The organism is Lelliottia sp. F153 (assembly GCF_002870005.1).
Taxonomy (GTDB): Bacteria; Pseudomonadota; Gammaproteobacteria; order Enterobacterales; family Enterobacteriaceae; genus Enterobacter; species Enterobacter nimipressuralis.
The window spans coordinates 204,895-218,332 of record NZ_PKFT01000002.1 but is presented as its reverse complement, the minus strand read 5'-3'; the positions used below and the strand labels follow the sequence as shown (position 1 = coordinate 218,332).

At 54.1% G+C, this 13,438-nt stretch carries 10 protein-coding genes; 7 read left to right on the top strand and 3 right to left on the bottom strand.

All coding sequences use genetic code 11. The features are described from left to right. The first annotated feature begins 31 nt into the window (after nucleotides 1-31). Together F153LOC_RS08165 and F153LOC_RS08160 are read left to right on the top strand one after the other, a co-directional pair. Complete coding sequence (locus F153LOC_RS08165; RefSeq protein ID WP_102104759.1) at nucleotides 32-2,224, top strand: type I secretion system permease/ATPase; 2,193 nt, start codon at nucleotides 32-34, stop codon at nucleotides 2,222-2,224. Beyond that, nucleotides 2,221-3,396: an HlyD family type I secretion periplasmic adaptor subunit gene (locus F153LOC_RS08160; protein ID WP_100778944.1), complete on the top strand. Its 1,176-nt coding sequence runs from the start codon at nucleotides 2,221-2,223 to the stop codon at nucleotides 3,394-3,396. Before F153LOC_RS08165 ends, F153LOC_RS08160 begins: the two co-directional genes overlap by 4 nt. A 55-nt stretch (nucleotides 3,397-3,451) precedes the next feature. On the opposite strand, the gene F153LOC_RS08155 is transcribed toward F153LOC_RS08160, so the two are convergent. Then, nucleotides 3,452-4,318: a MarR family transcriptional regulator gene (locus tag F153LOC_RS08155; RefSeq protein ID WP_102104758.1), complete on the bottom strand. Its 867-nt coding sequence runs from the start codon at nucleotides 4,316-4,318 to the stop codon at nucleotides 3,452-3,454. A gap of 496 nt (nucleotides 4,319-4,814) precedes the next feature. On the opposite strand from F153LOC_RS08155, the gene F153LOC_RS08150 reads away from it, so the two are divergent. The 5 genes from F153LOC_RS08150 (at nucleotide 4,815) to F153LOC_RS08130 (ending at nucleotide 9,389) form a co-directional block, all read left to right on the top strand. Continuing rightward, complete coding sequence (locus F153LOC_RS08150; protein WP_102104853.1) at nucleotides 4,815-6,266, top strand: EAL domain-containing protein; 1,452 nt, start codon at nucleotides 4,815-4,817, stop codon at nucleotides 6,264-6,266. A 93-nt stretch (nucleotides 6,267-6,359) separates the two neighbouring features. Beyond that, nucleotides 6,360-6,911: a peroxiredoxin gene (locus F153LOC_RS08145; protein WP_100778946.1), complete on the top strand. Its 552-nt coding sequence runs from the start codon at nucleotides 6,360-6,362 to the stop codon at nucleotides 6,909-6,911. Between the two features lie 31 nt (nucleotides 6,912-6,942). Next, a complete protein-coding gene (locus tag F153LOC_RS08140) occupies nucleotides 6,943-8,175 on the top strand; it encodes a protein-disulfide reductase DsbD (protein WP_102104757.1) in 1,233 nt (410 codons plus the stop codon). A gap of 19 nt (nucleotides 8,176-8,194) precedes the next feature. Further along, the gene (locus F153LOC_RS08135; protein WP_102104756.1) at nucleotides 8,195-8,755 is read left to right on the top strand and encodes an RNA polymerase sigma factor; all 561 of its coding nucleotides are present in this window, start codon (nucleotides 8,195-8,197) and stop codon (nucleotides 8,753-8,755) included. Next, complete coding sequence (locus F153LOC_RS08130; protein WP_102104755.1) at nucleotides 8,742-9,389, top strand: DUF1109 domain-containing protein; 648 nt, start codon at nucleotides 8,742-8,744, stop codon at nucleotides 9,387-9,389. Before F153LOC_RS08135 ends, F153LOC_RS08130 begins: the two co-directional genes overlap by 14 nt. Here F153LOC_RS08130 and F153LOC_RS08125 read toward each other — a convergent pair. Beyond that, on the bottom strand, nucleotides 9,365-9,979 hold the full coding sequence (locus tag F153LOC_RS08125; protein ID WP_102104754.1) for a DUF2238 domain-containing protein: 615 nt from the start codon (nucleotides 9,977-9,979) through the stop codon (nucleotides 9,365-9,367). The two genes, F153LOC_RS08130 and F153LOC_RS08125, sit on opposite strands and share 25 nt — an antisense overlap. A 115-nt stretch (nucleotides 9,980-10,094) precedes the next feature. After that, entirely contained in the window at nucleotides 10,095-13,067 is a 2,973-nt protein-coding gene (locus tag F153LOC_RS08120; RefSeq protein ID WP_102104753.1) for an autotransporter outer membrane beta-barrel domain-containing protein, read from the bottom strand. Nucleotides 13,068-13,438 lie beyond the last annotated feature (371 nt).

Sequence of the window (13,438 nt, the reverse complement as noted above, 5' to 3'; positions counted from 1 at the left end):
GACATCGCCGCCCTGAACAGGACGTTGCAAAATGAAGACTCACCCGCAGTACGAACCCTGGCTTGAAGCCATGGTGCTCGTTGCAAAACATTACCGGCTGGACTATTCGCAAGAACACGTCCGGGTCACGATTCATCACGAGAGCCACTCTCCGCGAGAGCAGGTGCTCAACGATATGGCACGCCAGCTCGGGCTTAGGCTGCGCGTTGTGCCAGCGGATGCGGCACTGATTGATCCGTGGCGTCTGCCGCTGTTAGCGGAGTTTGATGGCGGGCAAGTTGCGGTCATCAACCGGATGGACAAAGAGGGCAACGTCAGCCTGCAGTTCAGCGGTGACGGTGGACTGGAAACGAGCCTGACGCGCGACGCGCTGGGTACCCGTTTGACGGGGTTAATCGTGCTGCGCCCGCTGGAGTCCACGCCCGACGCGAGGGTCGATGACTACATCAAACCTTATGAAAAGAACTGGTTCTGGCAGCTGGCGCTGAAAGACTGGCGTCGCTACAGCGACATCATGCTGGTGGCGCTGGTGGCGAACGTACTGGCCCTTTCTGGGATGGTGTTTTCCATGCAGGTTTACGATCGCGTGGTGCCGTCCCAGTCTGAGGCCACCCTGTGGGTGCTATTTGGCGGCGTGATGCTCGCCATCACCTTCGAGTTTGTGATGCGTATGCTGCGGGTGCATATCTCAGACGTGATCGGGAAGCGTGCCGATCTGCGTATTTCGGAGCGGGTATTCGCCCACGCCCTGCGCATTAAAAACGGCGCCCGCTCAAAATCAACCGGCTCCTTTATCGCTCAGATCCGCGAGCTGGAGTCCGTTCGCGAGCTGATCACCTCCACGACAATTGCGGCGATTTCCGATCTGCCGTTTTTCCTGCTGTTCGTTTTCATCCTGTGGATGATCGGCGGCCCGCTGGTGCTGGTGGTGTTGCTTGCGGTGCCGCTGCTGCTGATTCCGGGTCTGTTGATCCAGCGTCCGCTTGGAAAGCTCTCCACGGAAGGGATGCGCGAATCGGCCATTCGTAACGCCACGCTGGTCGAGGCGGTGCAGGGCATCGAAGACATTAAACTGATGCGCGCGGAGCAGCGTTTTCAGAACCAGTGGAACAACTCGAACGACGTGGCCGCGAGCGTCGGGATGAAACAGCGCTGGCTCACCGGCCTGCTTCTGACGTGGACGCAGGAAGTTCAGTCGATTGTCTATGCCGTGGTCCTGCTGATTGGCTGTTATCTGGTGATCAGCGGTGACATGACCACCGGTGCGCTGGTGGGGACATCGATTCTCGCCTCGCGCACTATCGCGCCGCTGTCGCAAATTTCCGGCGTGTTGTCGCGCTGGCAGTCGGCAAAAGTGGCCCGCAAGGGGCTGGACGACCTGATGCAGCGTCCGATTGACGATCCCCTGCAAGGTAAAAAGGTGCATAAAGCCCATCTGCGCGGCCACTACGTGCTGGAGGAGGTCGGCTTTTATTATGACGAAGAAGAGAAGCAAAACGTTCTGAACATCCCCCGTTTGACCATCAATGCGGGCGAGCGGATTGCGATTCTGGGGCGCAATGGTTCCGGCAAAAGCACGCTGTTACAGCTTCTGGCGGGGATGCAGGAACCGCAGCAGGGCACCATTTTGCTCGATGATGTGGCGCTGAATCACCTCGACACGGCCGATCTGCGCCGCGATATGCAGTTCCTCAGCCAGCAGGCGCGTCTGTTCTTTGGCTCCGTGCGCGACAACATTGTGATGGGGAATCCGCTGGCGACTGACGAGGAGATTCATCAGGCATTAACCGTCAGCGGCGCGCTGGAGTTTGTTCGTAAGCAAAAAATGGGGCTGAACTATGTGATCAGCGAAGGCGGGGCCGGGTTGTCCGGCGGCCAGCGCCAGGCCCTGTTGCTGACGCGCGCGTTACTCACCGCGCCGAATATCCTGCTGCTCGATGAGCCGACCGCCTGGCTTGATGAAGTGAGCGAAAAGCAATTTATCCATCATCTCAAAAACTGGCTCGGCGACGGGCGAACGCTGGTGGTGGCGACACATCGTTTGCCGATTCTGGAACTGGTCGATCGCATCATCGTGCTGGAAAACGGCAAAATTATTATGGATGGCCCGCGCGATAAGATCCTGAATAACCATGGTATGGCCCCGCAGAAGGCGGCGCAGCGCACCGTGAAAATGAAGCCGTCCGCTCCCGCGAAGGCCGCAACCGAGGAGGGGATGGCATGAGTGATTTTTCTCGTTTCAACAGCCGTCTGCAGGAGCCTAAACTCCCGCGCTCAACGCTGGTTGCCTGGTCTCTGTTTGCGCTCTTTGCCCTCTTCACGATCTGGGCAAGTATGTTCCAGCTTGATGAAGTGACCACCGGGAGCGGTAAAGTGATCCCCTCTTCGCATGAACAGGTTATTCAGTCGCTGGAAGGGGGGATTATTCATAAGCTGCTGGTGCGCGAGGGGGATATCGTCGAGCGTGGGCAACAGCTGGCGCAGCTGGATCGCACCAAAACCGAGTCCAGCGTGCTGGAGAGTGAATCCCGGCTGAATGCCGCGATGGCAACCGCCGCGCGCCTGAACGCGGAGGCCAATCAAAGTGCGCTGGTCTTCCCGCAAGAGCTGGATGATGACGTTGAGCTGGTCAAACAGGAGACCGCGCTGTATCACTCTCGTCGCGACAGCCTGGAAAAAGGGCTTACCGGTTTGCGTCAGGGGGTAACACTTATCCAGCGCGAGCTATCATTGACCCGACCGCTGGTCACCCAGGGGGCGGCAAGCAAGGTGGAAGTTCTGCGTCTTGAGCGTCAAAAAAATGAGCTTGAGAATAAAATCACGGAAATGCAAAACCAGTATTACGTTCGCGCCCGTGAAGAGTTAGCCAAAGCGAATGCGGAAATCGAAGCCCAGCGTTCGGTGATGAAAGGGCGTGAAGATTCCCTCACCCGTCTGACATTCAACGCGCCGGTTCGCGGAATTGTTAAAGATATTGATGTCACCACCGTCGGGGGCGTAATCCCGCCAAATGGAAAATTGTTGAGCCTGGTGCCGCTCGACGATCAGATGGTGATTGAAGCCAAAATTTCCCCGCGCGATGTGGCCTTTATCCATCCGGGGCAAAAAGCGCTGGTCAAAGTGACGGCCTATGACTACTCCATCTATGGCGGGCTGGAAGGCGAAGTGACCATGATTTCTCCTGATACGATTCAGGATGATGTTAAAAGAGACGTTTACTATTACCGGGTCTATATCAGGACCACAAGTAATCACCTGACGAATAAGCAGGGGAAAGAATTTCCTGTTTTTCCGGGGATGATTGCGACCGTGGATATTAAAACGGGCAGTAAAACCATCATTGACTACCTGCTGAAACCGTTGAATAAAACCAAAGAGGCCCTGCGCGAAAGATAATGAATACTGGCGATCGGAAAACCGCTCGCCAGTTCAATTTTCCGGTGGAATTTAATCAGACAGAAGACAGTCGCTCTTTAGGATGTATGTTCAGATAATGCGTGACGTAGGCAAAATAAAGTCCGGCATAGTTTTCGACCAGCTGTAAGAAGTTTGGATAAATACTGATGCGTCCATCTTCTCGCTCTTTCAGGTATCCAGCCTCCTGAGCAGATTTCATGATCCGGTTTACATGAATTCTGGAGACGAAAAACTCTTTTGCCAGCACGCTGGCTGAATAATCAATAGTGGCACCGTGAGCATTTTTATTCTTCATTGCCTGCAGATAAAGATACAGCATGATCATGCGCCCGCCATCTTTCTCAATAAATAATCCTACCTCTGGCAAAATCTTTTTAAAGGTGACACCACGAAAAAGATATTCTGCGGCTCGCCGGAAAAAACTGTGTCTGAGCGTATCATTATCCAGCAGGTTAATATTGACGTTGTAATCAGGATATAAAGTGCTTACGGGTAAAAAGGCCCCGGACATATAATTTTTAAGTTCGTCTAATCCTTTTTTTGTTGGTTCGATGATGGTCTTTCGCCGATCCTCGGTGCACCGCCAGGTTTTAATTCTGTTGGTGGTTCTGAGTAAAGTGATAATGGCTATAACACTGTTTGGACTGGCAATTTTATATCGGGTACATAACTCTTTTATTTCTGATACTGAAGAGGCCTGATCGCCAAAAACAAAACAGCACATCGATAACACAATATTGAACCGTGACTCCTGGAGCATCGTTTTGTAGAACAACGGTTGTTTTTTGTAGATGGCATCATTAATGGTGAAGTGTTGTTTTATTGCTTCGCTGAATCTTGGATTATTTTTAATCACATCCCTTCGAAGCAGTAAAGCCCTTGATGATATATGGATATCCATACGGTTGTCCTATGTTGAGACGAGCCAATGGGGGTATTCATTTCTCTATTGAATGTTTAGCGTCACTATTATACATGTGATAAGTGGAATTTACTTTTGGTATTTATGAATAATATTCAGGAAGTGTGTATTTGCGTGGTGGGCAGATGATGACGAAATGAAGTTGAATGAATGTGTGGATGTTTACTGAATGAACATATTTACGTTAAATACGTTGGGTAATTAACGTAAATATGTCCACCTGTCGCGATGAGTAATGTTTTTGTTTTAAACAAAAAACACAGGAGATACCTGTTTTATACAAAAATACGATATTAAATCTATGGTGATAACATTCCCGGTTTGTTATGATCTCGCTATTCAGAGACGCAGTGGCGAAGGTGTCAAAGGCGTTCGCAAACATCATTCTTTTTTATTTCTGGTCATTGATTTTGACAGCTATCGTCTTTTCGCAATAAACATTTTTACCCTCATTTATATTTCGCTGGAGATTATCATGGCCTGGGATGCACGTGCCAACTACCTGAAACGTTTTCAGAATCGATACGTCATTTCTTCCTGCAGCTATGCCTGGCAAGGGTATGAAATGCTCCTGAATAACAGCGGGATCTGCGCTTACCGTATTATGGTCGATGGTGATGAGCCATCCCAGGAAGAACTGAATGCGGTGTACGCCAGTGCAGGTGCAACGATTTCTGTATTCCTTAAAGGAGATATTTGCGAAATTTTAGGTTCATTGAAAAAAATGATCGTCTTGCTCAACGCCAAACCGGCGAAAGTCACCGTCCTTATTTACAGTCAATTACCGGCAAACTGGCTTTACCGCACATTGTACAGTTTGATCAGGGATAAAAATAAACTCAGAAATATACGCGTCGCGAATATATCGCACCCCTGTCAGGATATTGTGACGGCAGTGTTCCCGCCGCTGGAAGAGGCCGCGTTCCTTGAGAGAAAGGTAAAAGATTGTTTTGACAAGGGTTTGACGAGCCGGGAGTTAGATTCTGTGCTCTCTTTCTATCGTGGCGTGTCGGTCAAAGCCCAGGCAAAAGCCTGTGGTCTGGCGATCAAAACGATATACGTTTATCGCAAAGAGGGCCTGCGAAAATTACAGCTGATCAATACCTTTTTAAGCCGTGGCGCGCTGTTTCGGGCGACATTCGCTGTTTCAGGCGAGCCTGTGAGTCATGATAATGCATATTTAGATGGGCGTTTCACCACCGCGCTGATAAATAAAGAGATATTCCCGGTGTATCAGATTATTACCGACAGTGATAAAAGAGGCGTTGGCTTTGAAATATTACTGCGCTGGAACCGTAAAGGCGTCATCCTTAAACCGGCAGATTTTCTGGCGAACTTGCATGATAAAAATATCTGGTTGCAGCTGATGGCTCTGGTTATTGATGCCGCCGTTCGCGGGATTAACAAATATAATGGAAAATATTATTTCTCCGTTAATATCCCACCCGAACTGGCATCCGGAAATGCCTTACCAGGGATGGCAAAAAAAGCCGTTGAAATGTTAAGTGATGAACACTGGGCAGAAAAACTGGTGTTTGAGTTCGCCGAAACGATTGATGTAACGCTGGATAAAGGGATTGCGGACACCATGCAGCGCTTGCGCCAAACGGGGTGCAGACTGTTTTTAGATGACTGTTTTTCAAGCGATCACGTTATGTTCCCGGTGAGACAAATTCCTTTTGATGGCCTGAAACTGGATAAAGATATCGTTGATAAATTTGCCGCAAACGACAGTGATTTCAGTCTGATTAAAGCGATGCAGTATTACAGTGATATTACTGGCGTTGCCTGTGTCGCCGAAGGGGTGGACAGCGAGGAAAAATTTAATACCTTATCCGCCGCTGGCATCAAAAGTTTTCAAGGGTATTACCTTGCCAGAGCGGTAAAAGAAGAGGATCTCGATTTTCTGGTGCGTAAATTTAGCTAACAGCGATACATTTTTTATGGTCGGGCGAAACTTTTGCTCGCGGGCTAACGAACTATTATTCAGATAGCCCCCTTTTCCCTGATGGAGTTGACCATGAAACGTTTGAAAATCGCGTCCGCCGCCGCCGTACTGACCCTTTCACTGTTTTCCATGAACACCCAGGCCGCGCTCGAAGCCGGAGCGAAAGCGCCCGATTTTACCCTTCAGGGCGCGCTCGGCGGTAAACCGCTGACGTTCACCTTACAGCAGGCGCTGCAAAAAGGGCCAGTGGTGCTCTATTTCTTCCCGGCGGCGTTTACCAAGGGCTGCACGCTGGAAGCCCACGCCTTTGCCGAAGCGACGGATGATTTCAAAAAACTGGGCGCCACGGTGGTGGGGGTAACCGCCGGGAACGTCGACCAGGTGGATGAATTCTCGAAACTGGAGTGCCGCGATAAGTTTGCGGTGGCAGCCGATCCCGGCGCGAAAGTGGCGGCCGAGTATGAGACTCTGATGCAGATGAACGGTAAAACCCTCTCCGATCGTACCTCTTTCGTCATCGCCCCGGATGGCAAAATTCTGCTGAGCTACACCGACCGCAACCCGGATGCGCACATTCAGAAAACGATGGACGCCGTGAAGCAATATGCGAAATCGCACTCCTGATTAACGCCGACGTTCGCATTCGAGGTTTGCTATGTTAACCGCCATTTTTGCCGCCTTTCTGGGCGGCGTGATCCTGAATTTCATGCCCTGTGTTTTCCCGGTGATCTCCCTGAAAGCGCTGGGGATCATGCGCCATCAGGGCGACACGAAAAGCGCGCGAACCGAAGGGCTGGGTTTTCTGCTCGGGGTGATTTTCACCATGATGGCGCTGGCGGCGCTGCTGCTGGCGCTGCGCGCCGGGGGCACCGCCGTGGGATGGGGATTTCAGCTGCAGTCGCCGCTGGTGATTGCGGTTCTGGCGCTGATTATTCTCGGGGCTGCGCTCAACCTGCTCGGTGTATTTGAGGTTGGACTGTCGCTGCAGCGGGCAGGGGAGATCTCTGTCGGTCGCGGGGCGTTTGTTCGTTCTGCCTTGACCGGCGCGCTGGCGATTGTGGTGGCCACGCCGTGCTCCGCGCCGTTTATGGCGGGTGCCGTGGGCTATGCTCTGGTGCAGCCGCCTGCGGTTTCACTGGCCATTTTCTTCGCGCTGGCGCTCGGTTTTGCCGCCCCCTTTACCCTCGTCTCCCTGTTCCCGGCAATTGCCCGTCGCCTGCCGCGCCCTGGTGCGTGGATGGATGTGCTCAAGCGTGGGCTAGCGTTTCCGATGCTGGGCGCCTTTGCCTGGCTGGTGTGGGTGCTGGCGCAGCAGGCCGGCACCACGGCGCTGGCGGTGATGCTGGCGAGCGCCGTGGTGGTGAGCTTTGCCGCGTGGCTGTACGGTATCGCGCAGCGCAGACGCTATCTCGGCCACTCTTACAAAGTGCTGCTGGCTATCACGGTGGCGTTTTTTGTTGTCGCCATCGTGCCGTTACCGAGGGCGATCAACGCAGGATCAACGGCGCCTGTGACCGCAGTGGCGGATAACGCGGCGCCCGTGAAGTGGTCTCCGCAGAACGTGGAGGCCCTGCGCGGTCACGGCAAAGCGATCTTCGTAAACTTTACCGCGTCGTGGTGCATCACCTGTCAGGTGAACGATCGCACTTCGCTCTCAACGCAGGCGGTGAAAGAGGCGATGGCCCGCACTGGCGCAGTGTATATGGTGGCAGACTCCACCAAATTTAACGCGGACATCGATGATGCGATGAACACGTTCGGCCAGGGCGGTCTGCCGCTGTACGTGGTCTATCCGGCAGACGGAAGCGCGCCGCACGTGCTCCCGCAGGTGCTGACGCCCTCAATCGTGGTGAATGCCCTGAATCAGGCGGCTGGCAAAAAAGCATGAGGTAACGTCATGGCGGAACATGGATAACGGACTTGCCCCGCGCGAGGCCTGGCCTGAGCTGATGACAAAAGCGCAGGCTGGCGATCGTCACGCCTATACGCAGTTATTGCGGGCGATCGTTCCGGCTATCCGCGCGATAGTGCGCCGACAGGTGTTCGATCCGGCGCTGGTGGAAGATGTCATCCAGGATGTGCTGCTGACGGTGCATCGGGTTCGCCATACCTACGATCCAGACTGCCCCTTTTTACCCTGGCTGATGGCGATTACTCAGGCTCGGGCGGTCGATGCGCTGCGCCATCAGGGGCGGAAGTTACGCAGGGAAACGGATACGGAAGAGGCGCTGGCCAACGTCGCGGCTGTCGAGAGCGTGGAACATCAGGACGAGCAGGAGGAGCTGGCGCTGATCCTCAACAGGCTGCCCGCCCGCCAGCGGCAAATCGTGGAACATATTCATCTGCAGGAGATGACGCTTGCGCAGGCGGCAAGCCGTCACAATCTGACGATCTCTGCGGTGAAATCCCTGCTGCACAGGGCTATTACCAATCTTCGCCGGATGGGAGCGAATCATGACCGATCATGAGCTGTTAATCGAAAAACTGACTCGGCAGGCGCAGCCCGTCACCCGCCCGTGGCGCGATGGCTGGCGCGTGCTGGCGTGGACGTTAATGGCGTTGCCGAGCGGATGGCTTTGCAGTTTGCTGTTGCAGCGTGTGGCGACGGACTGGTCCCAGGAGGGCGCACTGCTGGCCCTGCTGCAACTGGGGCTGACGTTTGTGATGGGGGTGCTGGCGATCCGCAATGCGTTTTTACTCAGCATCGCCGGGCGTCGTCCCCTGAGCTGGAAGGGGTTTATGCCGCTGCTGATCGTGTGGCTGGGCTGCGTGCTGGCGAACCTGGGCCAGTCGTCCCAGATTCACCACCGTGACGCGGTGAATTGCTACGTCTTTATGATGACCGTCAGCGCGCCGATGATGCTGCTGGTTATTGGCTATCTGCGCCGTACCCGCAGCCTCCATCCCCTGCAAAGTCTCGCCTCGGCAGGTGTAGGCGTCGCCTGCATGGCGCTGACGCTATTGTCGTTTTGCCACTCCGTTGAAGTGCATCCCCTGGATTTTGCCCTGCACATGGCAGCGACCCTGACAATTGTGGTCGCCACGGTCGGCTTGGGGTGGAGATGGGTGGCGATTCCTCAGATGCGTTCCAGCTGCCGCTGATGAATACGCCCCAGCAGCAGGACAGTGGTGAGCGCGCCGAGCAGGGCGCAGAACATATCTGACTGGGTATCCCAGGGATCGCCCTGCGTGCCGAGAAAATCATCCGCGCCTTGTCCCATCGCCAACGCCGCCCACCATTCGATCAGCTCGTAGGTTGCGCTGATGGCCAGCGCGATACAGCACACCAGAAAGCCCGTCATTTTGCGACCATTGACGTAACCGCCGCGCACCAGGATCTCACGCGCCGCCAGGGCAGGCACTAGCCCCTGGAAAAAGTGTCCGAGTTTATCGTACGGGTTACGGCTCAGATTCAGCCACTCCTGAACCTCAAAACCGATGGGCACTTTGGCGTAAGTGTACATTCCGCCGACCATCAGAATAATCGCGTGGAAGAAGATCAGCGTGTAGAGCAGGGGAGTGAGGGGGTAGCGTTTCTGGGTGGCGAGCAGCAGTGGCACCACGATGACCACGGGGGTGACTTCCATCAGCCAGGTGACGCGGTCCCCGGTAAACAGGCCGGTATAAATCAAGATCAGCAGCAGGAGCAGCGCGCCGCCCTTTAATGCAGAGGAGAGTGCAGTTTGGCTCATGGCATTTTCTTATCGGGAAAAGAACTACTATTAACGCGCCCGATGAAAAACTCAATGTTTTGCCGCGCATGATAAAAAAACGGGGCCATGTGCGGCCCCATTTTATTCACAGCAATTAGAACATCTTACGCAACCGCAGGCTGAAGGTGTGCGCCTGATAGCGCTCGCCTGCTTGCAGATCGTAGCGCGCGTCCAGGCTCAGATCGTTGGCGTCGTACAGCGTGCTGCCGATCGCCACACCCGCCATATCTTCCACCGGCGATGCGCCTTTGGTGATAAAGCTTGTTTCACCGACGGCATCGGCGGCGTAGGTCGCATGGCTGCTCACCTGGCGGTTATCGTACTGATGAATCCACGAGAGCTGCGCGAACGGCGTTAGGCTGCCGAGACCGGTCGCGAAGGTTTTCTCGATGCGGGCACCGATATCGCTCACCACAGACTGGGAATGGGTACTGCCCACATCCAGCGCCATGCCGTTACCGCCTGTCTCTTTATAGTCATCCACATGCTGATATCCGTACGTCAGGCTGGCAAGCGGCGTGACGACAACGTCGGCAGGCAGCGTGACCGGATAGCCGAACTCCGTTTGCAGGGTGACGGACTGACCGTTGAATTTACCCTGAGCAGCGCCGGAGAACCCGGTGAAATCTGCGCGGCGAACCGAGCTGTAGTTCTGGCGGTTTACACCGGCAGAGAGGTTCAGATACCACGGATCGCCCGTGTAACCGGCGTAACCGATGATGCCGTAGTTGTCGGCGGTGGAGGTGTTACCGCTCAGATTGCCTTTACCGTGCACGGAGGTGTTGCTATAGTTCACGGCCGCGCCCAGACGCCAGTCGTCACCCAGCGAGCGGTCGGCGCCCAGAATCAGGCCGCCAAATTTCGCCGTGTAGCCGCTGATTTCAGCGCTGCTGTCCTGACGCGCATAGCCGCCAAACGGCTGACCCCAGACGATCCAGTTGCTTGTGTAGTCATCACCGGTCGCGACGCCGCTGGTGCCGGAGGTGTGCGGATTACGCACTGCATCAATGTGCGCGCCCACAACCGCCTGAGCGGTAGAGGTCGCCACGGCGGCGGCAGAGCTGGTATTGATGTTCTGGCCTGGGGAGAGTTTCTCGCCCGCGCGGTTGGCTTCGTCTTTGCCCTGGATGGCTAACGAGGCGTTATACAGATCCAACAGCTGCGGAGAGGAGATCCCGGTGTAGTTCGCCAGACCGCCCAATGCCGCGGTGGCGCTTGGGATCGTCGCCAGCGCAGGTTTTGGCGTTGGCTGAGTCGGCGGCGTCACCACTGGTGGCGTCACAACCGGTGGTGTGACAACAGGCGGTGTTACAACTGGAGGCGTCACGACGGGTGGGGTTACAACCGGTGGTGTCACCACTGGCGGTGTGACAACAGGTGGCGTCACCACTGGCGGTGTGACAACAGGCGGTGTCACAACCGGAGGCTCCGCGCCCACGGTCAAGACCAGCGCTTTGTCCGTCCCTGTCTCATAAACGGAGCCACTCACGGCGCCGCGATAGCCAATCGCGCTGTAGTTCAGCTTATCGGCGTTGTAATCGGTGCCCGATCCCGCGGCATTGATCACCACATAGCGCTGGCCTTCCGCGAACTGATACGTGCCACCCGTGCGGACCAGGTTGATGCTGGAACCTTCTTCGATTGTCGCATTGCCGGTGACATTCAAACGGCCATAGCCGGTGTCGGCCATCAGCGTGCCGTTCTGAGTTGCCAGATCGGAGATACCTGAAATCAGCGCTGCCGCGGCTTTCTGGTGGTAATCCCCTGCAATTGTAATGTCTGTGTTGACCTGCAAGGACGCGCCACGGTTCTGGACCGTGGCCGCATTCACGTTATCGTTCAGCAGCAGTGAACCGGTGCCAAAGATGACGTCTGAGTGCTGGCTGGTGAGAGTGCCTGTCCCGTTCTGGCCGGTTAAGGTTCCCGTGGTCGTGCTACCGCCATTGATAAGTAACGGTGCTGCGCTTTGGGAGTAAATATCGCCTTTCACCACACCGTTGTTGGTCAGCGTAATATCCGCGCTGGCGTTGGTATCCGTGTAGATATACAGGGCAGAGTTGCCGCCGCTCAGGGTGCCGTTGTTGATGATTAGAGTGACTGGATTCTGGTTGCTGTAACTGGCAAGGTAAATACCGTAATAGCCGCCCGAGATTTCGCCGTTGTTCACGATCTCGGCAATTGCGTTGCCGTCGGAGCTGCTGGCGAAAATACCATTGTTAATCGCAGCAATGCGGCCATTGTTTTCAAGGGTACCTACGGTGCCATAGTTGGTAATACCGTCTGCGCTACCGCTAATCAGATTGTCATTGATAAGGGTGTTGATCGTTCCCCAGTTAATCACCCCGGCGCTGCCGAAATAATTGAGGGTGCCGGTCTGGAGTGTGCCCGTATTATGCAGAGTACCAATGATCCCGCGATTATAAATGGCGCCGTTTTGCCCGGGCATCGGCATAAAATTGTTATTCGCAGCGGTAATTACGCCGGCATTGGTCAGACTATCAATAGTGCCGAGGTTATTAATACCGCGATAGCCGGTAATGGTTCCGGTTTCGGTATTTGTGAGATTAAGAATATGGCCGTTATTTTCGACGGAGCCGGTATTATCCATCCCCATATTAAAATTATTCAGCGAATTTTGAATCGTGCCACGGTTAATAAAATTATCCACGACGCCCGACGCACTCAGTTCGACGATGCTGCCATAATGGTATTGATTAACGCTTTGGATGATGCCGTTATTTTCAAACGTACCGGCCGCACCGTCAATTTGAACCACATTCATACTGAAGGGCAGATTATTATCGTTAATATCAGTGATCAGGCCCTCGTTGGTGAATGTAGTGACCGTCGCCCCCTGTTGAAGCGTTAACGCGGTTGTGGGCGCGCCGCTAAGGGAACCGGTATTGGTCACGCGAATAACATCGTTTGAGCCGAGCACCTGAAGGCCTGACATTGGTGCGTCGATGATAACGTCTGATGCTGCGATAGAATGGGTCGTCAGCAGCCCCTGTGCCGCTGTTGAAGCCACCAGCAAAGAAATCAGCTGGCTAAGGTATTTTTTTCTCATGGTGAGCCGTCACAAAGTTGCGATTGTTGTAAAAATGCAGATGGAGAAACTTCGGATTAATCCGATATTGTTCGGGCGCAGAATATACAATTTGTTGCAAAAAACAATAAGCTTTGCTTAATTATTTCATCGAGAAATAACTCCATGAATTTTGTGTTGTTTTAATTTAACTTAGGGTGAGATATGGCTTTGCGGGTTAAACAGAATATATTCTTTGCAGCCTTATTGATTAATTTATCTTTTTTATTCGCGGGCTGCGTTTCTGTCGAACCCCGGGAGACGGCAAACCAGATTGCGCAGGATGCAGGTCTTACCAGAGAAAATGTTCAGACAGATTCCTTTTTGATTGCCAGCTGGAGTCGAATTACACC